The following is a 26,766-nucleotide window of genomic DNA, read 5'->3' as shown; positions in this document are numbered from 1 at the left end:
ATAGAGACTCGTCACTGGAAAGGCTTTGCTTTTTGTCATTTATTGTTGCCTTCCAGCGTTTCAGATAACGCCAGCTTAATCGGTTCAATGGCGAAGGTCAGACCCTTTTCGCCATGATCTGCCACCACATAGCGAACGGCGCCTTCGGTATCGGCGAAATAGCGTTTGCCCTTGCCGGCAGTCAGCAGTTTTTGCAGCTTTTGCTGGCTTTGCGCTGGGCTAAGAGTGGGCACGAAGGCGCGGATCATGGCGCTCATATACTCCAGCGCTTTGGCCTTCGCCGCTTTTTGCTCCGGCCCCTGGATTGGCAGCCAGGTGATCTGCATAGATTTGATCTTCAGTGTGCCGCGCTCCAGCGCGGTCGAGGCATAGAGATTTTCATTAATTTTGCTGGCGGCGCGGGTCAGATTAGCCTGATCCCGGCTGGTGGCGATGGAACGGAATTCGTTCAGGGGCAGCTTCGGGTTATCGGCGTTAAATTTTTCCCGGAACTGGCTGATCGACAGGTCAAAACTCGGGGCGCCAGAGAGCAGATAGGGCGCCGCTGTCGCCGATTCGCTTTCTGCGGACAACGCGTGCGGGCCGACGGTCAGGCCCATCAGCCCACTTAAACACAAGATTGTCCACTTCTTCATGCCCGTCGTTCCTTTTTTTGCCTGCTGACGATTAAATCGGGAAGCGCGGCGCTTGTCAAAAAGTCACGACGCCAGGGTAAACTACGCAGACGATGATGATAAGGAAAAACGCATGACCCTACAGCAGTGGTTATTCTCAATTAAAGGGCGCATTGGCCGCCGCGATTTCTGGATCTGGATTGCCATTTGGCTGGTGACCATGAGCGCCCTGTTTACCCTGGCAGGCAGCAATCTTCTCAACCTGCAGACGGCGGCGTTTATTATCGTCTGCCTGCTGTGGCCGACGGCGGCGGTGGTGGTCAAGCGGCTGCACGATCGCGGCAAATCCGGATTGTGGGCGCTGCTGATGATTCTGGCGTGGATGCTGCTGGCGGGGAACTGGGCGATGCTGCCGCAGGTCTGGCAGTGGGGCGTCGGGCGCTTTGTGCCGACGTTGATTATCGTCATGATGTTGATCGACCTGGGGGCGTTTGTCGGCACCCAGGGCGAGAATAAGTTCGGCAAGGAGACCCAGGACGTGCGCTGGAAAGCGGACGCCTGATTACCAGTAGTGCTCAGCCGTCATGTGGCCTGGCCGGCGACGCAGATGTTTGGTCATCTGCCGGGTCTCTTTTAACAGCTGTTGGGTATCGCGCACCATTTGCGGGTTGCCGCACAGCATCACATGGCTGGTGTCGGTGGTCATCGGCAGGCCAACCGCCTCTTCCAGCGCGCCGGTTTCAATCAGGAACGGCACCCGGCCGGTCAGCGAGCCTTCCACGGTTTCGCGGCTGACCACCGTCTGGATGCGTAATTTACCGGCGTAGCGCTGCTCAAGCTCGCGCATCAGAGGCAGATAGCTCAGGTCCGCGGCGTAGCGGACGGCGTGGACCAGCACCAGGTTGTTAAAGCGTTCAAGATCTTTGCCTTCCTGCAAAATTGACAGGTACGGCCCGAGGGCAGTGCCGGTCGCCAGCATCCACAGGGTATCGCAATCCGGTACCTCCTCGAGGACGAAGAAACCTGCCGCTTCACTCACCACCAGGACTTCATCGCCCGGCTTCAGCGCCGCCAGACGCGGGCTCAGCTTGCCTTCCGGGACGGTGACCAGATAGAACTCGAGATCGGGATTGCCGGGGGCATTGACGTAGGAGTAGGCGCGTTGCACGCGTTCTCCGTCGATTTCCAGTCCGAGCTTGGTAAACTGCCCGGCGGTAAACGGATGAACAGGCGCCCGCACGTATAAACTGAACAAGGCATCCGTCCAGTACTCCACTTTTGTCACTTTGCCGCTAACCCAGTCCGCCATCGTCTTCTCCTGTTGCCAAGCGATGCCTTATCTTCGGTCCAGACGAGTAAGATTTCCACCCCGAAGGCACAAGAAAGCTCTATTGATCAAATATAAACGAAGAACAGGGCAACCGCCTGCGGACGGTTGCCTGGGAGAGAAAAAGCGGTATTACAGGATGTGCTGCTGGATGTCCGGATCTTTACGGTCGAGGTAATGAATCGACTGAATACGACGGATAGTGCGAGACTTGCCGCGGATCAGTAGCGTCTCGGTGGTGGCCATGTTGCCCTTGCGGGTGATGCCGTCCAGCAGATCGCCTTTGGTGATCCCGGTGGCGGAGAAGACGACGTTATCGCTGCGCGCCATTTCATCCAGACGCAGCACTTTGCCTGCTTCAATGCCCATGGTTTTGCAGCGCGCCAGCTCGTTTTCACCGATGCGGCGGTTCTCTTCGTTATCGCCCTTCACGTGGTGGCGAGCCAGCAGACGCCCCTGCATATCACCGTCGAGGGCGCGGATCACCGCGGCGGAAACCACCCCTTCCGGCGCGCCGCCGATGCCGTACAGTACGTCGACTTCGCTATCCGGCATGCAGGTGAGAATAGAGGCCGCGACGTCGCCATCGGGAATCGCGAATACACGCACGCCCAGCTGCTGCAGCTGGGCAATGACCGCGTCGTGGCGCGGTTTCGCCAGCACGGTGACGGTCAGCTCGCCCAGCGGTTTTTTCAGGGCGCGGGCGATATTGTGCAGGTTCTCTTCCAGCGGCAGATTGAGATCGATAGCGCCTTTAGCACCCGGGCCGACGATCAGCTTTTCCATATACATATCCGGCGCGTTGAGGAAGCAGCCCTTATCGCCGACCGCCATCACCGCCAGGGCGTTGGCCTGGCCCATCGCCGTCATGCGGGTGCCTTCGATGGGATCGACAGCGATATCTACCGCATCGCCCTTGCCGGTACCCACTTTTTCGCCGATATAGAGCATCGGCGCTTCATCGATTTCGCCCTCACCGATGACGATGGTGCCGTCGATATTGACGAGGTTAAGCATAATGCGCATGGCGTTAACCGCTGCGCCGTCGGCTGTATTCTTATCGCCGCGGCCCAGCCATTTATAGCCCGCCAGCGCGGCGGCTTCGGTGACACGCGAAAATTCGATGGCCAGTTCTCGTTTCATAATCCACTCGTTGTGTAGAAAAATTGCCCGCAGCGCGGCAAAAGCGCGCGCTACGCGTTGGAATAGCGTTCGGTTTCCGGCATCCAGCGCTCGATAAGCGCCTGGGCCTGCAGCGGATAGCGTTCATGAATATGGCGAGCAATGCGTTGAACGTCGGGGATCATCGCCTGATCGCGCAGCAAGTCCGCTACTTTAAATTCGGCGTTGCCGGTCTGGCGGGTGCCGAGCAGCTCGCCGGGACCGCGGATTTCGAGGTCTTTCTGGGCGATGACGAAACCGTCGTTGCTGTCGCGCAGGACCTGCAGGCGTTTCTGAGCCGTTTTGGAGAGCGGCGATTTATAGAGTAGCACGCAGTGGGAAGCGACCGCGCCGCGCCCGACGCGCCCTCTGAGCTGGTGCAGCTGCGCCAGACCCAGACGTTCCGGGTTTTCGATAATCATCAGGCTTGAGTTAGGCACGTCAACACCGACTTCAATCACCGTGGTGGCCACCAGCAGATGCATCTCGCCCTGCTTGAAGGCCTGCATTACCGCCTGCTTCTCGGCCGGTTTCATCCGCCCGTGGACGAGGCCGATATTCAGTTCCGGCAGCGCCAGTTTGAGCTCTTCCCAGGTCGCTTCCGCCGCCTGGGCTTCCAGCAGATCGGACTCTTCAATTAGCGTACAAACCCAATAGGCCTGGCGCCCTTCGTGGGTGCAGGCGTTGCGTACGCGGTCGATAATATCGCTGCGCCGGGTGTCCGGGATGGCGACGGTGGTCACCGGGGTTCGGCCCGGCGGCAGCTCGTCGATAATCGAGGTGTCCAGATCGGCGTAGGCGGTCATTGCCAGGGTGCGGGGGATAGGCGTGGCGGTCATGATCAGCTGATGCGGGTGGAACCCCTGCTGCTGACCTTTTTCCCACAGCGCCAGCCGCTGATGCACGCCGAAGCGGTGCTGTTCGTCGATAATCACCAGCGCCAGGCCGTTAAACTGCACCTGCTCCTGGAAGATGGCGTGAGTGCCGACAATCATCTGCACTTCGCCGCTGGCGATAGCCTCCTGCTGCGCCTGACGGGCTTTGCCTTTCTGTTTGCCCGCCAGCCAGCCGACTTCTATGCCCAGCGGTTCAAACCAGCTGCGGAAGTTATTGGCGTGCTGTTCGGCAAGTAGTTCGGTGGGCGCCATCAGCGCCACCTGTTTGCCGTGGGCGATAGCGCGCACGGCGGCCAGCGCGGCGACCAGCGTTTTACCGGAGCCAACATCGCCCTGCACCAGGCGCATCATCGGCACGTCCAGCGCCATATCGTGTTCGATCTCGGCGGTAACCCGCGCCTGCGCGCCGGTGGGCTTAAAGGGCAGGGAGGCCAGCAGCTGGTTTTTCAGGGTATCGTTGGCGCCGAGCGGCAGGGCGTGATAGCGCTGGGCGCCTGCCCGCAGCGCCAGCATGCTGAGGTTATGCGCCAGCAGCTCTTCCAGAATCAGACGCTGCTGCGCCGGGTGCTTGCCGCTTTCCAGCTCGCTAAGTTGCAAGGAGGGAGGCGGACGGTGCAGCGTACGCAGCGCTTCCGGCAGGCTCATCATCCCCTGCGCCAGCTCCGGTGGCAGGAGTTCGCTAATCGCGCAGGTTTCCAGGAGCTCAAGCGCCTGATCGGTGAGCTTGCGCAGGGTCGCCTGCTTGATGCCTTCGGTGGTCGGATAGACCGGAGTTAACGTTTCCTGAAGCTCCGGGGTGCTCATATCGCCCTGGACGCGGTATTCCGGGTGGATCATCTCGGCGCCGTACTTCCCGCGTTTGGCTTCACCGTAGGCCAGCACCCGACGACCAGTCGCGAGGCTGTTTTTCATCGCCGCGTTAAAGTTGAAAAAGCGCATGGTGAGGATGCCGGTGCCGTCGCTGATCTGGCAGGTCAACATCCGCCGGCCGCCGAAGGTGATATTGCTGTTGAGCACTTCGCCTTCCACGGTGGCATAAACCCCGGGAAGCAGCTCGGCTATCGGGTAAAGATGGGTGCGATCTTCGTAACGCAGCGGCAGGTGCAGCAGCAGGTCCTGAACCGTATGCAGGCCGATCTTCGCCAGTTTACTGCTTTGCGCAGCGCCCACTCCGGTGAGTGAGCTGAGCGGAACGGCATCGAGCAGGCGGCCTGACATCAGGTTTACCTCGTTGCCTGCATGGTAGCCCACCATGCGTCATCGGCTTCCACTTCGCCCTGCTCGTTGACGTGGGGGTAAGGCAGATCTTTTTGTCGGGCGACGCGGGCCAGCACCGGATAACCGCCTTCGAACAGCAGGCGCTGCTGCTCTTCCGGCGGCAGCATGCTGTTGGCGCGTTGGTACATCCCGGCGTTCTGCCGCTGGCGCTGCGCCTCGTAAAGGATCAGCGCCGAGGCGACGGAGACGTTCAGCGACTGCACCATGCCGATCATCGGGATAATGATGTCCTGATCGGCCAGCGCCAGCGCTTCCTGGGTGATGCCGGTTTTCTCCTGGCCCATCAGGATGCAGGTTGGACGCGTATAGTCGATTTCACGAAAATCGATGGCTTTGTCGGAAAGGTGGGTGGCGAGGATTTGCATACCCTGGCCTTTCAGGTGGCCGACGGCATCTGCGATGGTGCGGTGGGTTTTCACCTGCACCCAGCTGTTGCTGCCCGCGGCGGCGGAGGCCATGGTACGCATCCGGCTGCTTGGCCAGACGGCATGCACTTCGTGTACGCCAACGGCATCTGCGGTCCGAATGACCGCAGAGACGTTATGAGGCTTATGGACCTGCTCCATGCAGACCGTCAGGTCAGGCTGACGCCTGGCGAGCATTTCGCAGATACGCTCGTAGCGCTTTGAGTTCATAAAGCTAGTTTCGGTTACGGGTGACTTTAATCACGTCCGGCATGACGCGGATTTTGCGCATGATATTCGCCAGATGCACGCGGTCGCGCGCGGTCAGGCGGATAAAGGCGCTGTATACGCGGCCATCTTTCTCTTCCGTATTCAGGCTCTGGATATTGGAAGACGCGGTGTTGATCGCCGCCGTCAGGTTAGCCAGCGCGCCCTGGTGGTTAAACATGTCCACCTTGATTTCGGTGATGAACTCCTGAGCGGTCTCTTTATCCCACTCAACCGCCATAAATTTCTCCGGCTCTTTCTGGTAGCCGCGAATGTTACGACAGGATTCATGGTGGATAACCAGCCCTTTACCCGGACTGACGTGGGCGATAATCGGGTCACCTGGGATCGGGCGACAGCACTTGGCGAAGGTGATCAACACGCCATCGGCGCCTTTGATCGGCAGATGGCCGTGGTTCGACGCGTTAGCCGGTACCGGCGCCGCAGCGGCTTCGCCCTGCTGCAGGTTTTTCGCCACCACGACGCTCATGGCGTTGCCCAGACCGATTTCCGCCAGCAGATCGTCAAGCGTGGCCAGCTTCATGCGATCGAGTTCGCGCTGGATATTCTCCGGCGGGATCTCGGCGAGTTTGCGGCTACCACCCAGCGCGTGGTTGAGCAGACGACGGCCAAGGCTGACTGAGTCGTCGCGCTTGAGGTTCTTCAGCAGCTGACGGATCTTGGCGCGCGCTTTCGAGCTGACGACAAAGTTCAACCAGGCGGCATTCGGGCGTGCGCCCGGCGCGGTGATAATTTCGACAGTCTGGCCGCTGGAGAGCGGCTGCGACAGCGGATAAGGCTGGCGATCGACGCGCGCGCCAACGCAGGCATGGCCGATATCGGTATGCACCGCGTAGGCGAAGTCCACCGGCGTGGCGCCGGCGGGCAGTTCGACAATGCGACCTTCCGGGGTGAAAACGTAAATCTCATCGGGGAACAGATCGGATTTTACGCTCTCGATAAATTCAAACGAGCTGCCGGCGCTCTGCTGCAGCTCCAGCAGGCTTTGCATCCAGCGCTGAGCGCGGATTTGCGCGGTGGTGCTGCTTTCGCCGCCGTGCTCTTTATAAGCCCAGTGCGCCGCAACCCCCATCTCCGCCATCTGGTCCATGTCTTCGGTACGAATTTGTACCTCGACCGGGACGCCGTGGGGGCCGATCATCGAGGTATGCAAAGACTGATAGCCGTTCGCTTTCGGAATGGCGATGTAATCTTTGAAACGACCTGGACGCGGTTTGTAGAGGCTGTGCATCTGGCCGAGCACGCGATAGCAGATATCGGCATCATGGACGATAACGCGGAAGGCGTAGATATCCATGATCGAGTGAAAACGCTGCTCTTTAAGCACCATTTTGCAGTAGATGGAGTACAGATGCTTTTCGCGACCGCTGACGCGGCAGGGGATCCCCGCTTCCTGCAACCGTCCTTCGATTTCGGAGAGGATTTTTTGGATCATCTCTTTACGGTTGCCGCGCGCCGCTTTGACCACCTCTTTAATGACGCGGTAGCGGTTAGGGTACAGCGCTTCAAAGCCCAGCTCTTCGAGCTCGGTCTTGATGTGATGGATACCTAAACGGTGCGCCAGCGGGCTGTAAATTTCCAGCGTTTCGCGGGCGATGCGGCGGCGTTTATCCGGGCGTAACGAGCCCAGAGTACGCATGTTGTGGGTGCGGTCGGCAAGCTTGATGAGGATGACGCGGATGTCCTGCACCATCGCCATGATCATTTTGCGAAAGTTTTCGGCCTGCGCCTCTTTCTTATCGCGAAACTTGAGCTTATCAAGTTTCGACACCCCCTCTACCAGTTCGGCAACGCTTTTACCAAAAAGCTGTTCCATGTCCTGGTAGGTGGCGGGGGTATCTTCAATCACATCATGCAGCAGCGCGGCCATCAGCGTTTCATAGTCGAGCTTCATCTCGGCCAGAATGCAGGCTACCGCGACCGGGTGCGTGATATAGGGTTCACCGCTTGAACGTGTCTGACCCTCGTGAGCGTCACGTGCAACGAGATACGCCTGCCGAAGGCGCTTGATTTGCTCTTCCGGCAGGTAGTTTTGAATCAGCTGATTCAGGCTTTCAAACAGATACAAGGGCGACCCGCTGTGTGATTAACGACGACCTTCAGCAATCGCGGTAACGGCTTGTAATTCAGCGGCTTCCTGCTCTTGCTGTTCCTGGCGCTCACGTACGTCGAGGATCTGGTTGTTGATCAGACCTTCTTCGATTTCGCGCAGTGCGATAACGGTGGTTTTATCGTTTTCTTCCGGTACCAGCGGATCCTTTCCGCCTACCTGCATCTGACGAGCGCGACGCGCGGCGACCAGTACCAGGTCAAAACGGTTACCAATTTTCTCTACAGCGTCCTGAACAGTTACGCGTGCCATACTTAAAATGCTCCACAGGTGAAGAAATGACTGGGCATGATACTGAATGTGGGTTCAGTCTGCCAATAGTTTGGTGATTAAAGCGCCATGTCGCTGCTTTTGGCGGCTCATGCGCAGACGTTCAGCGCGGATGATATTTTTCAGGTCGCTCAGGGCGGTGTCAAAATCATCGTTCACAATCAGGTAATCATATTCCGCGTAATGGCTCATTTCCGCAACGGCCTGGGCCATCCGTTTCGCGATCACCTCTTCGCTGTCCTGGCCGCGGCCGCGCAGGCGACGGTCCAGTTCATCTTTTGACGGCGGCAGAATAAAAATGCTGCGTGCGCCGGGCATGCTTTTACGGATCTGCTGCGCACCTTGCCAGTCGATATCGAGGAAGACATCGACGCCAGTCGCCAGCACCTGCTCGATCGCTTTACGCGACGTGCCGTAATAGTTGCCAAAGACCTCTGCATGTTCCAGAAACGCGTTTTCGCCAATCATCGAGCGGAATTCGTCGTGATTCACGAAGAAATAGTGTTCGCCGTGCACTTCACCCGGACGCGGCGCCCGCGTGGTATGGGAGACCGATACCTGGGTGTCATACAACGGTTGGGTTTTTAATAAAGCCTGAATCAGGCTGGATTTACCCGCGCCGCTAGGGGCGGAAACAATATAAAGCGTGCCTTGAGCCATGAGTGTCTTTTGTATGTGGTTATCGAAAGAGGTCCTACATACGAGCCTATTATACACGTCGCCGCGGCGTGACGCAGTCATTGTCACACTTTTTGCCGCTGTTTCTTTCATTTTGCCTGCCGTTTTCCTGAATTCGCTAGCCGTTGCTGCAATGAAGCGTAAATCCTGGAAGACGCTTCGCAAGGCGAAAAAGTACCCGTCGCGGCTCGCGGTGTTCTACAGCAGACTCTCCGCCAGGTGATGAAGGAGGGACTGCAATGCGTAAAGGAGGGTGGTGGCTGGCGCTAGGGATGTTCTCTGCCAGCGCGCTGGCGACGTGTCCGGACTGGCCGCCGGCCAGAGGAAGGCAGGAGATTTCACGCCTTCATCAGCAAATTGTCGCCTGGAAAGAGGACTACTGGCGACAAGGCGCCAGCGAAGTGAGCGATGAGGTTTACGACCAGCTCACCCTGCGCCTGGCGCAGTGGCGACAATGCTTTCCGGGCACGACGCCTGAAGATGACGATCTGCCTCCGCCCACCGGCGATGCGCGTCATCCGGTGGCCCATACCGGCGTGCGCAAGCTGGCGGATGAGATCAGTGTGGCCCACTGGATGAAAAATAAAACCGACCTGTGGATACAGCCTAAAGTGGACGGCGTGGCGGTGACCCTGGTCTATCGCCAGGGGAGTTTGGTTCAGGCCATTAGCCGCGGCGATGGTCTGCGCGGTGAGGCATGGACCGCCCGAGCGCGGCAGATCCCGGCGCTGGCGAAAGTGACGACCGGTGAACTGGCCAACAGCGTGCTGCAGGGGGAGCTGTTTCTGCGCCGGGACGGCCATGTTCAGCAGCAGGCTGGGGGGATGAACGCGCGGGCGAAAGTCGCCGGGTTGATGATGCGAGCCGACGCGGCGGCGGCGCTCAGTCAACTGGACGTTTTTATCTGGGCCTGGCCAGACGGCCCGTCGGATATGCGCCGTCGACAGCAGCTGCTGACGCAGGCGGGGTTTAAGTACAGCGGGCAATATACCCACCCGGTGACGCGCGTCGAACAGGTGGCGGAGTGGCGCCAGCGCTGGTATCGCTCGCCGCTTCCCTTCGTCAGCGATGGCGTGATTGTGCGCGAAGGGCGCGAACCGCCGGGACGTGCCTGGTCTCCCGGAAAGGGAGAGTGGCTGGCGGCCTGGAAGTATCCTCCGGCCTCGCAAGTGATGGAGGTACGGGCGATCCATTTCAGCACTGGCCGCAGCGGCAGGCTCAACGTCGTGGCCCAGCTTGAGCCCCAGCGGCTGGATGATAAACGCGTGCAGCGGGTTAATGTTGGCTCTGTGGCCCGCTGGCAGGCGCTGGATATTGGGGTTGGCGATCAGCTGCAGATCAGTCTGGCAGGGCAGGGTATTCCTCGGATCGACGCCGTCGTCTGGCGGACGGCCGAGCGCCATAAACCGACGCCGCCGGCGGCGAAATTCAATGCGCTAACCTGCTATTTCGCCACCCCTGAGTGCAGCGAACAGTTTCTTTCCCGGCTGATCTGGCTGTCATCAAAGTCCGCGCTGGATGTCGATGGCGTGGGGGAAAATTTATGGCGCGCCATTCAGCAGCAAAACCCGATGACGCATATTTTTTCCTGGCTGGCGCTTACGGTGGAGCAGCTGCAGGCGGTGCCAGGGATCTCCGCCGCCCGCGGGCAGCACCTCTGGCATCAATTTGATCTCGTTCGCAAACGGCCTTTTATCCGCTGGGTGCTGGCGATGGGGCTCCCGGTGCCTCAGGGGGCGCTGACGCAGCTCGAAAGCGAGAACTGGCATCTGCTGGCGGCAAAAAGTGAAGCGCAATGGCGCGTGCTGCCGGGCGTGGGGGAGATCAGAGCCCGCCAGCTGGTGGCCTTCCTGCACCATCCGGATGTGGTGGCGCTGGCGCAATGGCTCAGTGGGCAGCGCATCCCCGGATTTTGAGGCGGTTAGTGGCTATCATGGGTGTAGTGGAAGACCGGTAGCCCCAGTTTCCAGCGCAGTGCCAGCATGCGGGCGGTAAAGCCGAACAGCAGCGTAGCCAGCACCACCACATCGTGGCTGCTGACGTAATGTTGCAGGGCAATATAGAGTACGGCTGCGGCAAACGAGATCCCGGCATAGAGCTCTTTCTGGAAGACCAGCGGAATGCGTTTGCAGAACATATCGCGCAGTACGCCGCCAAAAACGCCGGTGATGACCGCGGCGATAGAGGCGATGATCGGACCTTCGCCCATATCCAGGGCGATCTGCGCGCCGATGATGGAAAACACGATCAGCCCCAGCGCGTCCAGCACCAGAAACAGCCGGCGAAGGTGAGGCATCACTGGAGCGGCAATGGTGGTGAGGACGGCGGCGACAGCGACAATAATGACATATTCCGGATGTTTCACCCAGCCGAGAGGATAATGTCCCAGCAGGATATCGCGAACGGAACCCCCGCCCAGCGCGGTCGCGGTGGCGATAATGATGACGCCAAACGTGTCCATCCGCCGGCGCCCGGCAGCCAGCGCGCCGGTCATGGCTTCCGCGGTGATACCGATTAAATACAGAACATGAAGCAGCATAGATCCCCCCAGATAATGGCGGGCAGGTTAACGATTTGTGCGCAGGATCACGATTGAGATTTTCTAAAGCGAATCATTTACGCCAGGAAAAATTAATGGAAGTAGTATCTGTGATGGCTTGATTTAAAGGTTTATTGATTTTTTAGGTATTTTTATTGATTAGAAAAAGTAATGCTAAGTGAGGCGACGGGTATCACTATCGAAAACACTATGATTACGCAATGTTTAAGTCTCGTCCTTTATTCTTTTATTTTTCCTTTTCAAGGCCTGAGAAAATGAGCGTCGCCGCCGGGAATAAAAACAATCTGACCCGCCTGATAGCCATGGTATTAACCGGGATTCTGGCCGGTTTGTCCGGTATGGTGTTGGCACTGATTTTACACGCGATACAGCACCTGGCTTTTGGCTACAGTGCCGGGCAGATCGTCGGTTCGGTGTCATTTTTACAGGGCGTCACGGAGTCATCCTGGCCACGCCGCATCGCGGCAATCGTGGCCGGCGGCGGGGTCGCCGGATTTGGCTGGTGGCTGCTTGGTCGCTATGGGCAGAAGCGGGTTTCCATTGCGGCGTCGGTGGCCAACCCTTCCGTACCCATGCCAGCAGGCACCACGACGATCCACTCCCTGCTGCAGATCGTCACCGTAGCGCTGGGTTCCCCGCTTGGCCGCGAAGTGGCGCCCCGGGAAATGGGCGCGCTGGGGGCGGGGATGGTGGCGCGTAAGCTGGGCCTGCTGGAAGATGAAACTCGCACGCTGATCGCCTGTGGGGCGGGCGCCGGTCTGGCGGCGGTCTATAACGTCCCGCTGGCAGGGGCGTTGTTCAGCCTTGAGGTCATGCTGCTGTCGTTTAGCTGGGAAAAAACGCTGGCGGCGATAATGACCTCGGCGATTGCCGCGTGGACGGCTACCCTGGGGTTAGGGGATGAATCGCAATACCATTTTGTTTCCAGCACGCTTCCGCATTCCTTTCTCTGGTGGGCGATTCTGGCGGGCCCGATTCTTGGCACCGGCGCCTGGCTCTTTCGTAAAGCGACCAGCGCAGCGCGTTCACGCGTCCGAAGTGACTGGCAGATGCCGGTGTTCTGTCTGCTGGGGTTTTCCCTTCTTGCCATCCTGAGCCTTTATTTCCCGGAACTTCCGGGCAACGGCAAGGGACCAATGCAGCTGGCGCTCAGCGACGGGCTGCCTCTCTCTATGGTCGCTATCCTGTTAGTGTTGAAGATGGTGATGATCCTGGCGGTGCTGCGCGGCGGCGCGGAGGGTGGATTGTTAACCCCGGGGCTGGCGGTAGGCGGACTGGTCAGTCTGTTGCTCTGCGCGCTCTGGCAGCTCGGCTTCCCTGGTGGAGATAAAAGCAGCTTCGCTCTGGTGGGGGCGGCCGCGTTTCTCGCCGCCTCCATGCAGATGCCGCTGACTGCGGTGGTGCTGGTGATGGAGTTCACCCACATGGATCACAGCTATCTGGCTCCGGCGCTGCTGTGCGCGGCAGGGGCGTTTTTAACCTGCCGGGCGCTGGACAAAAAATAGGTTTACCGAGCCGCAGTGAAAGTGAACAGGGAGGGGCCCTTCATCCGGGAAGTAAAATCAGCCGCATTTTTCCCTGATGGTTGCCTCATGGTTAATAAGCCATTTTTTACGTGCAACGCCGCCGCCGTAACCGGTCATCGAACCATCTTTGCCGATAATTCGATGGCAGGGGATGATAATCGCGACGCGGTTAGCGCCGTTTGCTGCAGCCACCGCGCGCGTGGCCGTTGGTTTACCGATATCCATCGCAATCGATTGATAATGCGTCGTCTCACCGAAGCTAACGTACTGTAAATGGCGCCAGACCGCTCGCTGGAATTCGCTGCCTGGGGTATCAAGCGCCACCTCGAACGATTGACGCCGCCCGGCAAAATACTCCGTTATTTCCTGTTGCGCCTGCCGGGTGTGGGCGTTTTCACCGGCGATGATGCTGGCGTCGAACCGTCGCTGCAGGTCGCTGAATTCTGTCTCCAGCGCTCGTCTGTCGACAAACTCCAGCAGACAAATCCCCCGCTGCGTTGCACAAACAAACATTGGCCCTAACGGGGTGGTAAAACGATGAATTAAAACAACCTGGCGTTGCGCGCTGGGTGCGGAACCGGTCAATTTTTTGCAGGTATAGCCGAAACCGCTTAAGGACTCATAGCCGCTATCGAAAGCGACATCGGTGGTTGATCGGCCTGCTTTCAGCTCCTGAAGCGCCATATTAACGCGCTGCATCCGTTGAAAAGCCTGAAAGGTGATCCCGTGGTTTTGCAGGAACCAGCGGCGAACGCGTTCCGGGCTAATATCGTGCTGACGTAGTTCGCTATCACTGAGGCGAACCTTCGGGTCTTCTCGCAGCAGGCGGAGCGCTTGCTCAACAAAGGCGGGGGCTGTCCGGGCATTCTCCGTCGGGCGACAGACTTTGCATGGCCGGAACCCGGCATCCAGCGCGGATTTAACGTCATTATAGAATTCGACGTTTTCCCGCCTGGGTTTTCGCGCCCGACAGACCGAGATACAAAATACGCCGGTGGTTTTCACGCCAACGAAAAAGACGCCGGTAAACTCCACAGCGCGTTCAAGCAGCGCCTGATACCAGATATCGCACTGGATGCTGTCGGTAATTTTCATGGTCAAAAAACACCCGAGAAAGAGTAGTTAGCTTGCACCTGACATAATAAGTCTTTCAGTCTGGCCTGTGTGGCAGCATGAATAAAATTGCCCATCGAAATTCGTTTTACGCCCAGTGCCGATAAGGTACTGAAGTCCGCCAGCTCAGGCATACACATTACGTTTAAGGGTAAAGGCACGTGGCGGACAATGGCGGTAATATCTTCCGCGCGGGTGACGCAAGGCACAAAAAAACCGCATCCGCCATGGTTAGCGTATAACTGACCGCGATAGAGCGTCTCATCCAGTGCATTTGGTATGTTGAGAAGAAAGGTATCGGTGCGGACATTAACAAACATATCGGGACAAGCGTGGGTGATTTCCTGGATTTTGGCGGCAAAGACCACGGCATCGTCAAGACGACGCGTATTATTCACCACATGACTATCCTCGAGGTTTATTCCGCTCACGCCGAGATGCGCCAGACGCTGGATATTGTCAATGATGTGGCTGGTTGTGGCGCTGTAGCCCGCCTCTAAATCGACGCTTAACGGCAGTTCGCTAACAGCTTTGATGCGTGAGACGATATATAACAGCTCGTCAAAACTCATCTCTTCGCCATCTTCATACCCTAACATTGCGGCGATAGCAGCGCTGGAGGAGCCCAGCGCCTGATAACCGGCCTGCTGAGCGGCCTGAGCGCTGCTGGCATCCCAGACGTTGGCAAGCAACAACGGTTGGTTTTGCTGGTGAAGCGCGTTGAAGTTCATTCTTTTCTCCCGCGGTGGTGTGTCCCCAGACTGTGTCGCGTTGGGCTCATTTGCCACAACCGAAAACTGGACGACTATTTTTATACGTAGATTCTTATCGTCAGCCGGCGGGAGAGATAAATAAAAAGGCCATGATTGATCATGGCCTTTTATACGGTAGTGCCTGGATGGGTGAGAAAGCGTTACTCGATATTCTGTATCTGTTCGCGCATTTGCTCGATCAGTACCTTCAGCTCAATCGCGGAGTTGGTGACCTCGGCGTTAATCGATTTTGACGCCAGGGTGTTCGACTCACGGTTGAACTCCTGCATCATAAAGTCGAGACGGCGACCCACAGCCTCTTTCTTTTTCAGAATGTTGTAGGTCTCTTTAACGTGCGCTTCGAGGCGGTCCAGCTCTTCGGCAACGTCGATACGCTGCGCCATCAGCACCAGCTCTTGCTCAAGACGGTTATTTTCCAGCTGCACTTCCGCGTCTTCCAGTTTGGCAACCAGACGCTCGCGCTGCCACTGGAGGATTTCCGGCATATGGGCGCGAACTTTGGTCACTTCGCCGCTCACCCCTTCAAGCCGCTGCTCGATAAGCGCTTTCAGGGCCTGGCCTTCCGTTTCGCGGGCGACGATGAAGTCGTCCAGCGCGCCATCAAGAGCGGCCAGAATGTCGGCGGCGATGGCGTCGAGATCCTGCTCTTTGGCGGCCATCACGCCCGGCCAGCGCAGGATATCAACCGGGTTGATTTCCCCTTCATCGCTCTGCATTTTCACCCAGTTGGCAGCGTTGACCAGCTGTTTAGCCAGCTTTTCGTTGAGGATAAGTTCACCCTGAGCGCTGGGATCTTGTTCAAAACGCAGGGTGCATTCGACTTTACCGCGAGTCAGGCGGGCGCGAATGCGCTCGCGTACCACGGGCTCCAGACTACGGAACTGCTCCGGCAGGCGGAAGTACGTTTCCAGATAGCGCTGGTTTACCGAGCGCAGCTCCCATGCGGCGCTACCCCAGTCACCCTTGATTTCACGGCGGGCATAGGCGGTCATACTGCGGATCATAGACGTTCCTGTTTTCGTAATAATGAATGCAAGGATTATAGCTATGCGGGCGGTGACTTAACAGGAATAGTGATGAAATACCTGGATGGCGATTGTTTTGAGGGGCATAGCCACAATCTATTTCATGCAATTACTAAGTTAAGCGAGCGGTATGCTTCTGTTGTGGATAAAAATAAGACGTTTTGTATTGGCAATTTTACGTCCATGATGCTGTTAAGTCATATGTGGTTAATTATTTTGGCTTACTGAAGAAATAGTTTTTCTGCGCTTTGTTGACCGCGGGGAGATATTACTTTTTGCTGTAGTTAATGGTTTTATGTTATTTGGCGTGAGCATCAAATACAGATGATGCTATACGAGCTAGTTTCTTGGCGGAAAATCTGATCAGAGTGATGCTTTCGTGCCAAATATAACCACTGGAAATACTATGGTCTATTATCTTTAAGTATTATGTATGCTTTTTTTGAATTTATTACGGCGAATATATTAAACCTGCTATTGTTTATATTGTCTTCATGAATATTATCACTTCAACTATATTCATTAATTTTGTATTAGTGGGTTTTCATTTTGGGCGGTATTGTCCGACAGAAGGATCACGAGTATAGTCGTTTTAGATTAGTTCTATAAAAAGGATTTTAATATGAACGCTATCTTTGACAGAGTCATTAGAGAGTTTTTCCCGGATACCAATATTCCACACTGGAAAAAATGGGTTTTCAGAGCCGCATTTGGCAATAAGATATTCTCTCGTTTAATAAACGACGAACGGTTAATTGATAAAAATGGTGTGCATTGGGTTAGTTCGGTCGTTGATTTTTTTAACGTCCGATGTGAAACGGAATGCTCTGACTTTAATAATATACCCCGACAGGGTGCTACAGTTGTTATTTCAAATCATCCGACGGTAATGGATGGTATTGCTTTAATACATACTATCGCTCAGGTCAGGAAAGATATAAAAATAGTGGCTAACCATATTTTGCCAATGATATTCCCACAGGTGGCAGAACTTACCATTGGTATTGAGAATATGGCTGGTAAGATGAGCCATAAGAAATTCAGGGAAATGAACGATCACCTGAAGAACGGTGGTGTGTTGATTATTTGTCCTGCAGGTAAGTTGGCTAGCTGGTCTCTTTCAGGTTTACAGGAACATCAATGGAATCCCGGTTTTTTACAGCTGGCGATGAGAAACAACGCGGCGCTGGTACCTGTTCATATTACGGGATCAAACAGCAAAACTTATTATTTAGCTGCGACGGTCTGGCGGCAACTGTCAAATATAATGATTATTCGTGAAGCGCTACGCCATCGTGGTAAGACCATGAAAATCAAAGTAGGGCAGCAAATAGCCTTATCTTCGTTTAATCGATTTAATAAAGATCTGTCTGCCGCGTCAAGTGTATGCTTGATGCATCTCCAGAGCATCGGAGAGAATGGCCCGGCGCTGGTAGATACGGTTTCTCCGCAACAATTAACAGGTAGTCGAGAGAGTTTAATAAACGCAATAGAAGAGTGCGAAGTATTAAGACAATTTGATGATGGTAGAAAATTATTGATATTTCGCTGCAATACCCTCGGAGACTCACCCATTATTGATGAGCTGGGGCGCTTACGCGAGCGCTGTTATCGCGATATTGGCGCCGGATGCGGTAAAGACAGAGATAATGATGTTTTTGATGAAACCTATTACCATATCATTTTATGGGATCCTTCTGATGAAGAAATACTGGGTGCCTATCGTCTAATACCCGTTGGTGAGCAGTTAGCGCAACATGGAATAACAGGCCTCTATAGCAACAGCCTATTCAAGTACCATAATAATGCCTATTCCTGTTTAAGCCAGTGTGTGGAAATCGGCCGTGGATTTATCCAGAAGCCTTATCAAAAAAGTAATGTTCTTGATTATTTATGGCGCGGGATATTTGATTTTATAAAAAGATATCCAGACTATAAATATTTGTTAGGTGTGTTGACGATCCCCGGCTCTTTTCCTGAAGAGGTGCAGAAACTCATTGTAAGCTTTTATAATATGTACTTTCCCAGTTCGGTTAACTTTTGTACGCCAATTCAATTATTCACTGCAGAAGGTGCACAAAGTGATAGCCCATTTTCCGGAAATGATTTTAGAGACGACTGGCGTGTGCTTAACGATTTACTGAGAGAAAAAGGTTATGAACTACCATGGCCTTTTAAACAGAGCGCTAAATGGTTTTCTCCAGGCGGATCGTCGATTCTTGCATTCACAAAAGATGATGCTTTTCACTCGATCGCTGGTTTAAACCTGAGTGCTCTCGATAAATTGAATGAAATATACTTTAAGCATTATTTAAAGGATTAAACTGACGATAACGTTAGGGTTTGGAATGAGAATAATTCAATCCAGAAATCAGTAATGAAAAACTCTATGCGTACGGATGCGTTTTAATGCAAAAGCCAGTAAATATATTTATTGTTGTGATAGCGATGCTGATGATAACGGGGTGTGATAACAAACCGGAGAACAGGTTATCTGGTTATTCACATGGCGAATTTGTCTATCTTTCTTATTCTTCCACTGCAAAAATTGAACAGCTATTCATTAAGAAAGGAGATAATGTCACGCCTGGACAAGAGTTAGTGAAGATTGAGTCCTTTGATGCGCAAAATATTTTCCTGCGAGCTGAGGAAAAACTTTCTGCAGAGAGCGCATTATTGCGAAATCTGGAGTCGGGAGAGCGGCCTGAAGAGCTGGATATTATTCGTGCCCAGATTAAAAAAGCACGATCGGCGGAATCCCAGGTAAAGCGTCAGCTTGAGCGGTATCGTAATCTTTACGCCAGTCGCGCCATCTCGCTCGCAGAATGGGAGGATATCCGGGATGAGTTAACGCAAAAAGGCGCGCAGGTTGAAGAGTTAATTAATCAACTCAAAGCGCGGCAACTGCCTGCCCGTCAGGATGAGATTAGCAAACAGCTCTCGATGGTGGCCGCGGCAAAACTCGAACGTGACAAGGCGCTTTGGGATGTCCAGCAAACGACGATTGTTTCTCCGGTCAATGCTAAAGTCTTCGATATTATTTATCGTGCCGGGGAACGGCCCACTGCCGGCAGACCAATAATTAGTCTGTTACCTCCTGAGAATATAAAAGTACGCTTTTTTATACCCGAGGCGATGCTTGGTAAATTTAAAATCGGAACTAAGGTAAAACTGATATGCGATGGTTGCGCTGAGCCCATTGCTGGCGTGATTAACTACATCAGTCCTGAAGCGGAATTTACGCCTCCGGTTATTTATAGTACGAAACGCCGGGAGAAACTCATTTTTATGGCTGAGGCTGTTCCTGCCCGGAAGCAGGCTGAGCGGATGAAAATCGGCCAGCCGTTTGATGTGGAGGTTATTGGTAATGAATAATCTTTGTATTGATGTAAAAAATCTCAATAAGTATTTTGGTGAGCATCACGTCGTAAAGGATTTCTCTTTGCAGGTGGCCAAAGGCGAAATTTATGGTTTTCTTGGGCCGAACGGTAGCGGGAAAACAACATCGATTCGGATGATGTGTGGTTTGATTACCCCGGATTCAGGTGAAGGCTCTTGTCTGGGCATGGACATCTTTACGCAGCGGGAAAAAATAAAAAAAAAGATAGGTTATATGACCCAGTATTTCTCAATGTGGGGAAATTTAACCATCCGGGAAAACTTACTTTTTATCGCGCGGTTGTATAGCCTCGACCAACGTAAAGCCCGGGTTGAACGTGCGCTTTCAGAGTTAGGCCTCACTACCCGACAGCATCAGCAGGCCAGGGAGCTTTCTGGCGGCTGGAAGCAAAGAATGGCCCTCGCCGCTTGCATGTTGCATGAACCCGTTTTGTTGTTTCTCGATGAACCAACCGCCGGCGTGGATCCGAAAGCGCGGCGAGAGTTCTGGCAAATGCTGCATCAGTTATCGGACAGAGGGATCTCAATCCTGGTGAGCACGCATTATATGGATGAGGCCGAGCGCTGCCATAAGGTTGCCTATCTGTCTTATGGCCGTCTGTTGGCGAATGGCACTATTTCGTCGATTATCGCGTCCCAGAATCTGATCACCATGCGAACCAGTGGCACCGGTCTGACGCTGCTTGAAAACCAGCTACAACGCTTGCCGGATATTGAGCAAACGGTCATTTTTGGCAATCAGCTTTATATTACTTCCAGAGATGAAGCCAAATTAAAGTCCACGCTTTTTGCATTTACACAACAGGGCTATGAGTTCTGTCAGGTGGCTACCAATCTGGAAGATGCATTTACCTACTTGATGAAAAACGATTGTGAAAAAAATTAATTTAAGCTTCTCCTTTACCCGTTGGATCGGCGTGGTTATTAAGGAAATCCACGAATTACGTCGTGATAAAGTCAGCATTAGTATGGTGCTCCTGACACCTATTTTTCAGCTGATCATTCTTGGCTATGCGATCAATATGGATCCCCATAATCTTCCTACCGCGTTATTAAATTACGATACCGAACGCATGAGTCATATTTTTGTGACGGAAGCGCAAAATACAGGGTATTTTTCAATGATTCCTGTCGATTCAGAAGAGGCGGCGCAGAAAGCTTTCGTTCGGGGAGATGTCACTTTTATCGTGACAATTCCTGAGGGGTTTACGCGCAAGATGCTGCGTGGAGAAAAGCCTCAGCTGTTAATTCAGGGGGATGCCATCGATCCGATAACCACGGGGAATGCGCTAAGTGCCCTTGTACAGGTGGCGAAATCGATGTTTCAACACGATTTGCCGGGCGACATGCGTGTCTCGCAAAAAGAGGATGATTTCGAGCTTATTATCCATCGGATGTTTAACCCTGAGGGGATTACCCAGTTTAATACTATTCCAGGTATTATGGGATCGATACTCAGTACCACCTTGATCCTGATGACCGCCCTGTCTATTACCCGTGAGCGAGAAAACGGGGCGTTAGAAAATTTACTGGTCTCTCCTTTGACCGGGTTTGAGGTCATTGTCGGGAAGATAACGCCTTTTGTTGTCATCGGTTTGTTCCAGGCGACGTTAATTCTGATTGCCGCTGTGCTATTGTTCGATATTCCCCTTCATGGTAGCGTTTTTCTGCTTTTTTTTGTGCTGTTAATATATGTTTTCCTCTGCCTGTCAATTGGCATTGGTATTTCTGGCCTGGCACAAAACCAACTGCAGGCGCTGCAAATGTCGTCATTTTACTTTATTCCTTCCATTATGCTTTCCGGCTTTATCAGCCCCTTTATTAGTATGCCTGACTGGGCGAAAGCCATTGGCTCCTGTTTACCGCTGACCTATTTCATCCGACTGGTTAAGGGCATCATGCTGAAAGGCTATTCTGCGATGGCATTATTACCCGACCTTTTGCCACTGATCGGCCTGGCGGTGATAGTGATTGGCGTGGGGTTGAAATCTTATCGTAAAACACTGGACTGACATTATGTGCGTGCCCGGCACGTGTTGGCATAGGCTTTTCGCCATGAAATTCGTATAATGCGCCCCACATTCGTTTCAAGCCGGAGATTTCTATCATGCGTCCAGCAGGCCGTAGCGCTAATCAGGTGCGTCCCGTCACCCTGACCCGTAATTACACAAAACACGCTGAAGGCTCCGTGCTGGTCGAATTCGGTGATACCAAAGTGTTGTGCACCGCTTCCATTGACGAAGGCGTTCCGCGTTTCCTGAAAGGACAGGGGCAGGGCTGGATCACCGCTGAATATGGCATGCTGCCGCGCTCAACGCACACGCGTAACGCGCGTGAAGCAGCAAAAGGCAAGCAGGGCGGCCGGACGATGGAAATTCAGCGTCTGATCGCTCGCGCGCTGCGCGCGGCGGTTGACCTGAAAGCGCTGGGTGAATTCACCATCACCCTCGACTGCGATGTGCTGCAGGCCGATGGCGGCACCCGTACGGCGTCGATTACCGGAGCCTGCGTGGCGCTGGCCGATGCGCTAAACAAACTGGTGGCAGCCGGCAAGCTGAAAACCAACCCAATGAAGGGGATGGTTGCCGCGGTGTCCGTTGGTATCGTTAACGGCGAAGCCATTTGCGATCTGGAGTACATCGAAGATTCCGCAGCGGAAACCGACATGAACGTGGTGATGACCGAAGATGGCCGCATTATTGAGGTGCAGGGGACGGCAGAAGGCGAGCCGTTCACCCATGAAGAGCTCCTCACTCTCCTGGCGTTAGCCCGAGGGGGGATCGAATCCATTATCACGACGCAGAAGGCGGCGTTAGAAAATTAATGATTAAGGCGACTGAGAAGTCGCCTTTTTTTTGCGCTTCATCCTTCATTACACCTGCGAAGGATGAGCGCGTAGTCTGACAATGATGAAAGTACCAAAAGGAGCGAATCCATGAAGCCGTATCAGCGCCAGTTTATTGAGTTTGCGCTTAGCAAGCAGGTTCTTAAGTTTGGCGAGTTCACGCTGAAATCCGGGCGCAAGAGCCCCTATTTCTTCAACGCCGGCCTGTTTAACACCGGGCGCGATCTGGCACTGCTGGGCCGTTTTTATGCCGAGGCGCTGGTGGATTCCGGGATTGAGTTCGACCTGCTGTTTGGCCCGGCCTATAAAGGTATTCCGATCGCCACCACCACCGCGGTGGCGTTAGCCGAGCATCATGACCGCGATCTGCCTTACTGCTTTAACCGCAAAGAGGCAAAAACCCACGGCGAAGGCGGCAACCTGGTCGGTAGCCCGCTGCAGGGGCGTGTGATGCTGGTGGATGACGTGATCACCGCCGGTACGGCGATCCGCGAATCCATGGAGATTATCCAGGCCCAGGGCGCCCAGCTGGCGGGCGTACTGATCTCCCTGGATCGTCAGGAGCGCGGCCGCGGCGAGATCTCCGCTATTCAGGAAGTGGAGCGGGATTACGGCTGCCAGGTGATCTCAATCATCACTCTGAAAGAGCTGATCGCTTATCTGGAAGAGAAACCCGAGATGGCGGAATATCTGGCGTCAGTTCGCGCCTATCGTGAAGCCTACGGCATCTGATGATGCATCCGGCAGCCTCGGCTGCCGGATATTTCCTCTATACCAGCTTAGCGCCCTGCGCATTGACGTACAGCGAATAGATTGACGTACTGGACGCCATAAACAGCAGATTGCGCTGTTCGCCGCCAAAACACAAGTTCGCGCAGCGCTCCGGCAGTTGAATGGTGCCGATATGCTTACCCTGAGGGTTAAAGATCCGCACGCCGTCGAGTTCTTCGTTTCCGCTTCCCCATCCGCACCACAGATTGCCGTCTGCGTCGCAGGCGATCCCATCGGCGGTACCGTTGCCACAGTCGAGATACACCCGTTTATTTTTCAGCGTATTGCCTTCCACGTCCCACGCCAGAATTAAGCGGTTCGGTGTCGCCCGGCTTTCCACCACGTACAGGGTCTTTTCGTCCGGCGAGAAACACAAACCATTTGGCCCTTTTATGTCGCCCAATACCACGCTTAGTTTGCGGCTTTCCGGCTCCAAGCAATAGACGTTTTGCGGCAATTCTGGCGTTGCTTTGTGGCCTTCGTAAAAGCCGCTGATGCCAAATGGCGGGTCGGTAAACCAGATGGTACCGTCTGACTTCACAACGATATCGTTTGGGGAATTGAGGCGCTTACCTTGGTAGCTATCGGCCAGTACGGTGACAGATCCATCGTATTCGGTACGCGTAATGCGGCGGGTGTCGTGCTCGCAACTGATTAAGCGCCCCTGTCTGTCGCGGGCGTGGCCATTGCTATAATTGGCCGGGTAGCGAAAGACGCTGGTTTCTCCACTGATTTCATCCCAGCGCATGATGGCGTTATTCGGAATGTCGCTCCACAGCAGCATTCGCATGTCGCCGAACCAGACCGGGCCTTCCGCCCAACGGAAGCCGCTGGCGATGCGTTCAACCTTTGCGCTGGCAAGCATATAGCGACGAAAGCTGTCATCGACGGCCACGATGCGTGGGTCAGGATAGCGTTCAGAAGGGGCCCATGCTGCGAAGCTTTTTTGACTGACTAGTAGCGATGCGGTTGCCAACCCGCCTATCTTCAATAAATCCCGCCGTGACGTCGCCATCAAATCTCTCCTTGTCGGGTGGTGTTGGGGGAGGGTGAAACGATCAGCAAGCTGGATAGTAGGAAAGGAAAGCGGAAACGCGCATTGGGCAATTCAACCAATGGCCCTGGGATTTGCAACAAACTTACGCAGATTGCGAGGAGAATCATGCAGCCTGGCGGCTGCATGTGAGGATTTACTGCAGCTGTGCGGCGACCAGCGGCCAGCGGGCCTCGAAATCATCCGTCGGACGATATTTGAACTCGCTGCGCACAAAGCGCGACAGCATACCCTCGCAGAAGGCCAGCAGCTGGCTGGCCAGCAGGGTTTCGTCGAGGGTGTAGCCTTCGCCTTCACGCATTTTTTTCTCGCGCATCACCTGACGCAGCTGCACTTCGATGCGCTCAAAAAGCTGGTTGATGCGGCCCTGTAGCCGGTCCTGTTCGAACATCAGCGCGTGCCCGGTGAGGATACGCGTCAGCCCAGGATTACGCTCGCCAAACCCAAGAATCAACAGAACGATCAGGCGCAGGCGCGCGGTCGTGTCCTTTTCATCTTTCAAAATCAAATTGATGCGCGTAATCAGACTGTCTTCAATGAACTCGATCAGGCTGTCAAACATGCGGGTTTTGCTGGGAAAATGGCGATACAGCGCGGCTTCGGAGACGCCGACGGAAGCCGCCAGTTTCGCGGTGGTAATACGTTGACTACCATCGCTGGATTCCAGCATGAGCGCCAGAGATTGAAGTATTTCTTCGCGACGATTCCGTTTCGCAGTTTGCTTTTCTGCCATGTTTTAAAATACCCCTGAAAATAAGCACTTGTCAGGCAGACATCCACAACGCGACCGCAAACCGGAGTTTGCGGTGATGTTATTGCGTTATGCGCGTTGGGATGCAGGTTCCGTGTTGCTGGGCTTATTTACGCCCTGAGTGACCGAAGCCGCCTTCGCCGCGGTCGGTGGCGTCAAACTCTTCCACCAGGTTAAATTCCGCCTGCACGACCGGCACAAAGACCATCTGCGCGATACGTTCGCCCGGCTCGATAATAAAGCTCTGCTGACCGCGGTTCCAGACGGACACCATCAGTTGCCCCTGGTAATCGGAGTCGATGAGGCCCACCAGATTGCCCAGTACTACGCCATGCTTATGGCCCAGGCCGGAGCGTGGCAGAATTACCGCCGCCAGAGAGGGATCGGCGATATGAATCGCAAGGCCCGTCGGCAACAGCGTGGTTGCACCCGGCGCCAGCTCTACGGCGTCGTCGAGACAGGCTCGCAGGTCAAGTCCGGCGGAGCCGGAGGTGGCATAGGTCGGCAGCGGAAATTGCTGGCCGACACGCGGGTCCAGAATCTTAACGTCGATTTTTTTCATCATAACGGGTCACGATCTCGTCGAGTAATAATTGGCCCAGGAGTTCCTTGCGCTCAAGTGGTAAGCGCTTTTCCCCATCCTGCCAGAAAAGGTGTAATGCGTTGTTATCGCTATTAAAGCCCTGATCAGGCTGAGAAACATCGTTAGCGCAAATCAGGTCGAGGTTTTTGCGGGCACGTTTTTGCCGCGCATATTCTTCCACATTATTCGTTTCGGCGGCAAACCCAACGACGTAAGGGCGATGGGCTTTTAGCGCCGCAACCCCGGCCACGATATCCGGGTTTTTAATCATTTTTATTGTTAATTCATCACCTTGTTTTTTAATTTTATCTTCGGCGATGACGGCGGCGCGGTAATCCGCCACTGCGGCGCAGCCAATAAAAATATGCTGCTGCTGAGCGCCGGCCTGGACGGCGGCTTCCATTTCCAGTGCGGTAGTGACATCAATGCGCTGCACAAACGACGGTGTCGGTAGTGATACCGGGCCGCTGACCAGGGTCACGTTCGCGCCCCGCTGCGCGGCGGCGGCGGCAATCGCGAAGCCCATTTTGCCTGAGCTGTGGTTGCTGATGTAACGCACCGGATCCAACGGCTCACGGGTCGGGCCCGCGGTAATCATGAGGTTGAGATGTTGCAAATCTTTGACAGGGGAGGCGAAATGCTGCGCGGCCATCTCCACGATGGTTAACGGATCGAGCATTCTCCCCGGGCCGACGTCGCCGCAGGCCTGGCTGCCGCTGTCCGGTCCCCACAGCAGCAGGCCGCGGGAAGCCAGCGTCTGCAGATTCTGCTGGGTGGCCTGCGCGCGATACATCTGCTGGTTCATGGCGGGCACCACGGCAACCGGGGAAGGGGTGGCAAGACAGATCGTCGACACCAGGTCGTTGGCCATGCCGGCCGCCACGCGGGCGATTAAATCAGCGGTTGCCGGGGCGAGGATCACCAGGTCGGCCCATTTCCCGAGCTCAATATGGCCCATGGCCGCTTCCGCCGCCGGATCGAGCAGGCTGTCGGAAACCGGATAGCCGGATACCGCCTGCAGGCTGAGTGGGGTGATGAACGCTTTTGCCGCCTCCGTCATCGCGACACGCACCTCCGCGCCGCGTTCGCGCAGTCGGCGCACCAGTTCCGGGGTTTTATACGCCGCGATACCGCCGCTGACGCCCAGGACGATTTTTTTACCCGCCAGAGTCATCATGATGTCTTCCTGTTGCCGTAGACCAGAATCCGCGCATCTTATCACAATCCTGTCGTCGTCGTGCCTCTGGTGGGCATTCACTTTGCGAGCGGCTACGCAGGGTGAAAAGCAGTGGGTCGGCAGCGCCGTCAGGCTGTGCCAGGATAGGCAAATTCACCCAGGA

Annotated in this window: 25 protein-coding genes; 9 read left to right on the top strand and 16 right to left on the bottom strand. The window is 55.0% G+C overall.

Annotation, left to right across the window (positions count from 1 at the left end):
- Positions 1-35: 35 nt before the first annotated feature.
- The gene (locus FHW76_RS15315; protein ID WP_008806815.1) at positions 36-635 is read right to left on the bottom strand and encodes a YiiQ family protein; all 600 of its coding nucleotides are present in this window, start codon (positions 633-635) and stop codon (positions 36-38) included.
- Positions 636-747: 112 nt separating this feature from the next.
- Between FHW76_RS15315 and FHW76_RS15310 the strand changes: the two genes are divergently transcribed.
- The gene (locus FHW76_RS15310) at positions 748-1,176 is read left to right on the top strand and encodes a DUF805 domain-containing protein (protein WP_004173894.1); all 429 of its coding nucleotides are present in this window, start codon (positions 748-750) and stop codon (positions 1,174-1,176) included.
- On the opposite strand, the gene fpr is transcribed toward FHW76_RS15310, so the two are convergent.
- The 7 genes from fpr to gmk all read right to left on the bottom strand — a co-directional run bounded on the left by fpr (position 1,177) and on the right by gmk (position 9,008).
- Positions 1,177-1,923: a ferredoxin--NADP(+) reductase gene (gene fpr, locus FHW76_RS15305; protein ID WP_004173895.1), complete on the bottom strand. Its 747-nt coding sequence runs from the start codon at positions 1,921-1,923 to the stop codon at positions 1,177-1,179.
- A gap of 150 nt (positions 1,924-2,073) precedes the next feature.
- Positions 2,074-3,084, bottom strand: coding sequence for a class II fructose-bisphosphatase (gene glpX / locus FHW76_RS15300; RefSeq protein WP_022064595.1), 1,011 nt, complete (start codon positions 3,082-3,084; stop codon positions 2,074-2,076).
- Positions 3,085-3,134: 50 nt separating this feature from the next.
- Positions 3,135-5,216 (bottom strand): ATP-dependent DNA helicase RecG, encoded by a 2,082-nt coding sequence (gene recG / locus FHW76_RS15295; RefSeq protein ID WP_008806816.1) that lies wholly within the window; start codon positions 5,214-5,216, stop codon positions 3,135-3,137.
- Between the two features lie 5 nt (positions 5,217-5,221).
- Complete coding sequence (trmH, locus tag FHW76_RS15290; RefSeq protein ID WP_044612993.1) at positions 5,222-5,911, bottom strand: tRNA (guanosine(18)-2'-O)-methyltransferase TrmH; 690 nt, start codon at positions 5,909-5,911, stop codon at positions 5,222-5,224.
- 4 nt (positions 5,912-5,915) lie between these two features.
- On the bottom strand, positions 5,916-8,036 hold the full coding sequence (gene spoT, locus FHW76_RS15285; RefSeq protein ID WP_008806818.1) for a bifunctional GTP diphosphokinase/guanosine-3',5'-bis pyrophosphate 3'-pyrophosphohydrolase: 2,121 nt from the start codon (positions 8,034-8,036) through the stop codon (positions 5,916-5,918).
- An 18-nt stretch (positions 8,037-8,054) separates the two neighbouring features.
- Positions 8,055-8,330, bottom strand: a complete 276-nt coding sequence (gene rpoZ / locus FHW76_RS15280) for a DNA-directed RNA polymerase subunit omega (RefSeq protein WP_000135058.1) — start codon at positions 8,328-8,330, stop codon at positions 8,055-8,057.
- Between the two features lie 54 nt (positions 8,331-8,384).
- Positions 8,385-9,008, bottom strand: coding sequence for a guanylate kinase (gene gmk / locus FHW76_RS15275; RefSeq protein ID WP_002922664.1), 624 nt, complete (start codon positions 9,006-9,008; stop codon positions 8,385-8,387).
- 257 nt (positions 9,009-9,265) lie between these two features.
- On the opposite strand from gmk, the gene ligB reads away from it, so the two are divergent.
- Complete coding sequence (ligB, locus tag FHW76_RS15270; protein WP_183476812.1) at positions 9,266-10,942, top strand: NAD-dependent DNA ligase LigB; 1,677 nt, start codon at positions 9,266-9,268, stop codon at positions 10,940-10,942.
- A 5-nt stretch (positions 10,943-10,947) separates the two neighbouring features.
- Here the strand turns inward: ligB and FHW76_RS15265 are convergent, their stop codons facing one another.
- A complete protein-coding gene (locus FHW76_RS15265) occupies positions 10,948-11,565 on the bottom strand; it encodes a trimeric intracellular cation channel family protein (protein ID WP_012540300.1) in 618 nt (205 codons plus the stop codon).
- Between the two features lie 275 nt (positions 11,566-11,840).
- Here FHW76_RS15265 and FHW76_RS15260 point away from each other — a divergent pair, with 275 nt between their 5' ends.
- Positions 11,841-13,091: a chloride channel protein gene (locus tag FHW76_RS15260; protein ID WP_183476810.1), complete on the top strand. Its 1,251-nt coding sequence runs from the start codon at positions 11,841-11,843 to the stop codon at positions 13,089-13,091.
- 57 nt (positions 13,092-13,148) lie between these two features.
- On the opposite strand, the gene FHW76_RS15255 is transcribed toward FHW76_RS15260, so the two are convergent.
- From FHW76_RS15255 to FHW76_RS15245, 3 genes are all read right to left on the bottom strand, one after another.
- The gene (locus tag FHW76_RS15255) at positions 13,149-14,207 is read right to left on the bottom strand and encodes a bifunctional transcriptional activator/DNA repair enzyme AdaA (RefSeq protein ID WP_012967052.1); all 1,059 of its coding nucleotides are present in this window, start codon (positions 14,205-14,207) and stop codon (positions 13,149-13,151) included.
- 2 nt (positions 14,208-14,209) lie between these two features.
- Complete coding sequence (locus FHW76_RS15250; protein ID WP_046620713.1) at positions 14,210-14,956, bottom strand: isocitrate lyase/phosphoenolpyruvate mutase family protein; 747 nt, start codon at positions 14,954-14,956, stop codon at positions 14,210-14,212.
- A gap of 182 nt (positions 14,957-15,138) precedes the next feature.
- Positions 15,139-16,002, bottom strand: coding sequence for a YicC/YloC family endoribonuclease (locus FHW76_RS15245; RefSeq protein ID WP_008806823.1), 864 nt, complete (start codon positions 16,000-16,002; stop codon positions 15,139-15,141).
- A gap of 643 nt (positions 16,003-16,645) precedes the next feature.
- On the opposite strand from FHW76_RS15245, the gene FHW76_RS15240 reads away from it, so the two are divergent.
- From FHW76_RS15240 to pyrE, 6 genes are all read left to right on the top strand, one after another.
- Positions 16,646-18,346, top strand: coding sequence for a lysophospholipid acyltransferase family protein (locus tag FHW76_RS15240; RefSeq protein WP_183476808.1), 1,701 nt, complete (start codon positions 16,646-16,648; stop codon positions 18,344-18,346).
- A gap of 86 nt (positions 18,347-18,432) precedes the next feature.
- Positions 18,433-19,398 (top strand): HlyD family secretion protein, encoded by a 966-nt coding sequence (locus tag FHW76_RS15235; protein WP_012967055.1) that lies wholly within the window; start codon positions 18,433-18,435, stop codon positions 19,396-19,398.
- On the top strand, positions 19,391-20,308 hold the full coding sequence (locus FHW76_RS15230) for an ABC transporter ATP-binding protein (RefSeq protein WP_016161962.1): 918 nt from the start codon (positions 19,391-19,393) through the stop codon (positions 20,306-20,308). The genes FHW76_RS15235 and FHW76_RS15230 overlap by 8 nt, the downstream gene beginning before the upstream one ends.
- Positions 20,295-21,434 (top strand): ABC transporter permease, encoded by a 1,140-nt coding sequence (locus tag FHW76_RS15225; RefSeq protein ID WP_012540305.1) that lies wholly within the window; start codon positions 20,295-20,297, stop codon positions 21,432-21,434. Before FHW76_RS15230 ends, FHW76_RS15225 begins: the two co-directional genes overlap by 14 nt.
- A 95-nt stretch (positions 21,435-21,529) precedes the next feature.
- A complete protein-coding gene (rph, locus tag FHW76_RS15220) occupies positions 21,530-22,246 on the top strand; it encodes a ribonuclease PH (protein ID WP_002922602.1) in 717 nt (238 codons plus the stop codon).
- 111 nt (positions 22,247-22,357) lie between these two features.
- Positions 22,358-22,999, top strand: coding sequence for an orotate phosphoribosyltransferase (gene pyrE, locus FHW76_RS15215; protein ID WP_008806829.1), 642 nt, complete (start codon positions 22,358-22,360; stop codon positions 22,997-22,999).
- A 37-nt stretch (positions 23,000-23,036) separates the two neighbouring features.
- Here pyrE and FHW76_RS15210 read toward each other — a convergent pair whose 3' ends face one another.
- The 4 genes from FHW76_RS15210 to coaBC all read right to left on the bottom strand — a co-directional run bounded on the left by FHW76_RS15210 (position 23,037) and on the right by coaBC (position 26,600).
- Positions 23,037-24,053: an SMP-30/gluconolactonase/LRE family protein gene (locus FHW76_RS15210; protein WP_072047567.1), complete on the bottom strand. Its 1,017-nt coding sequence runs from the start codon at positions 24,051-24,053 to the stop codon at positions 23,037-23,039.
- 175 nt (positions 24,054-24,228) lie between these two features.
- The gene (slmA, locus tag FHW76_RS15205; protein ID WP_008806831.1) at positions 24,229-24,825 is read right to left on the bottom strand and encodes a nucleoid occlusion factor SlmA; all 597 of its coding nucleotides are present in this window, start codon (positions 24,823-24,825) and stop codon (positions 24,229-24,231) included.
- A gap of 124 nt (positions 24,826-24,949) precedes the next feature.
- Positions 24,950-25,408, bottom strand: a complete 459-nt coding sequence (gene dut, locus FHW76_RS15200; RefSeq protein WP_012540306.1) for a dUTP diphosphatase — start codon at positions 25,406-25,408, stop codon at positions 24,950-24,952.
- Positions 25,386-26,600, bottom strand: coding sequence for a bifunctional phosphopantothenoylcysteine decarboxylase/phosphopantothenate--cysteine ligase CoaBC (gene coaBC, locus FHW76_RS15195; protein WP_080930203.1), 1,215 nt, complete (start codon positions 26,598-26,600; stop codon positions 25,386-25,388). The genes dut and coaBC overlap by 23 nt, the downstream gene beginning before the upstream one ends.
- Positions 26,601-26,766 lie beyond the last annotated feature (166 nt).

Origin of the sequence: Klebsiella sp. RC2, from assembly GCF_014192815.1 — a bacterium.
Lineage (GTDB): Bacteria > Pseudomonadota > Gammaproteobacteria > Enterobacterales > Enterobacteriaceae > Klebsiella > Klebsiella variicola.
The sequence above is the reverse complement of the archived record's forward strand: the minus strand, read 5'-3'. Positions and strand labels throughout refer to the sequence as shown.

What these genes read in the sequence shown, in the direction of transcription:
- FHW76_RS15240 (WP_183476808.1), top strand. Translation starts at nt 16,646, where the DNA reads ATGAACGCTATCTTTGACAGAGTCATTAGAGAGTTTTTCCCGGATACC.
- recG (WP_008806816.1), bottom strand. Translation starts at nt 5,216, where the DNA reads ATGTCAGGCCGCCTGCTCGATGCCGTTCCGCTCAGCTCACTCACCGGA.
- ligB (WP_183476812.1), top strand. Translation starts at nt 9,266, where the DNA reads ATGCGTAAAGGAGGGTGGTGGCTGGCGCTAGGGATGTTCTCTGCCAGC.
- rph (WP_002922602.1), top strand. Translation starts at nt 21,530, where the DNA reads ATGCGTCCAGCAGGCCGTAGCGCTAATCAGGTGCGTCCCGTCACCCTG.
- fpr (WP_004173895.1), bottom strand. Translation starts at nt 1,923, where the DNA reads ATGGCGGACTGGGTTAGCGGCAAAGTGACAAAAGTGGAGTACTGGACG.
- slmA (WP_008806831.1), bottom strand. Translation starts at nt 24,825, where the DNA reads ATGGCAGAAAAGCAAACTGCGAAACGGAATCGTCGCGAAGAAATACTT.
- FHW76_RS15310 (WP_004173894.1), top strand. Translation starts at nt 748, where the DNA reads ATGACCCTACAGCAGTGGTTATTCTCAATTAAAGGGCGCATTGGCCGC.
- rpoZ (WP_000135058.1), bottom strand. Translation starts at nt 8,330, where the DNA reads ATGGCACGCGTAACTGTTCAGGACGCTGTAGAGAAAATTGGTAACCGT.
- dut (WP_012540306.1), bottom strand. Translation starts at nt 25,408, where the DNA reads ATGATGAAAAAAATCGACGTTAAGATTCTGGACCCGCGTGTCGGCCAG.
- FHW76_RS15230 (WP_016161962.1), top strand. Translation starts at nt 19,391, where the DNA reads ATGAATAATCTTTGTATTGATGTAAAAAATCTCAATAAGTATTTTGGT.
- FHW76_RS15265 (WP_012540300.1), bottom strand. Translation starts at nt 11,565, where the DNA reads ATGCTGCTTCATGTTCTGTATTTAATCGGTATCACCGCGGAAGCCATG.
- FHW76_RS15260 (WP_183476810.1), top strand. Translation starts at nt 11,841, where the DNA reads ATGAGCGTCGCCGCCGGGAATAAAAACAATCTGACCCGCCTGATAGCC.
- FHW76_RS15210 (WP_072047567.1), bottom strand. Translation starts at nt 24,053, where the DNA reads ATGGCGACGTCACGGCGGGATTTATTGAAGATAGGCGGGTTGGCAACC.
- pyrE (WP_008806829.1), top strand. Translation starts at nt 22,358, where the DNA reads ATGAAGCCGTATCAGCGCCAGTTTATTGAGTTTGCGCTTAGCAAGCAG.
- trmH (WP_044612993.1), bottom strand. Translation starts at nt 5,911, where the DNA reads ATGAACTCAAAGCGCTACGAGCGTATCTGCGAAATGCTCGCCAGGCGT.
- FHW76_RS15245 (WP_008806823.1), bottom strand. Translation starts at nt 16,002, where the DNA reads ATGATCCGCAGTATGACCGCCTATGCCCGCCGTGAAATCAAGGGTGAC.
- gmk (WP_002922664.1), bottom strand. Translation starts at nt 9,008, where the DNA reads ATGGCTCAAGGCACGCTTTATATTGTTTCCGCCCCTAGCGGCGCGGGT.
- FHW76_RS15255 (WP_012967052.1), bottom strand. Translation starts at nt 14,207, where the DNA reads ATGAAAATTACCGACAGCATCCAGTGCGATATCTGGTATCAGGCGCTG.
- FHW76_RS15235 (WP_012967055.1), top strand. Translation starts at nt 18,433, where the DNA reads ATGCAAAAGCCAGTAAATATATTTATTGTTGTGATAGCGATGCTGATG.
- FHW76_RS15250 (WP_046620713.1), bottom strand. Translation starts at nt 14,956, where the DNA reads ATGAACTTCAACGCGCTTCACCAGCAAAACCAACCGTTGTTGCTTGCC.
- FHW76_RS15315 (WP_008806815.1), bottom strand. Translation starts at nt 635, where the DNA reads ATGAAGAAGTGGACAATCTTGTGTTTAAGTGGGCTGATGGGCCTGACC.
- coaBC (WP_080930203.1), bottom strand. Translation starts at nt 26,600, where the DNA reads ATGACTCTGGCGGGTAAAAAAATCGTCCTGGGCGTCAGCGGCGGTATC.
- glpX (WP_022064595.1), bottom strand. Translation starts at nt 3,084, where the DNA reads ATGAAACGAGAACTGGCCATCGAATTTTCGCGTGTCACCGAAGCCGCC.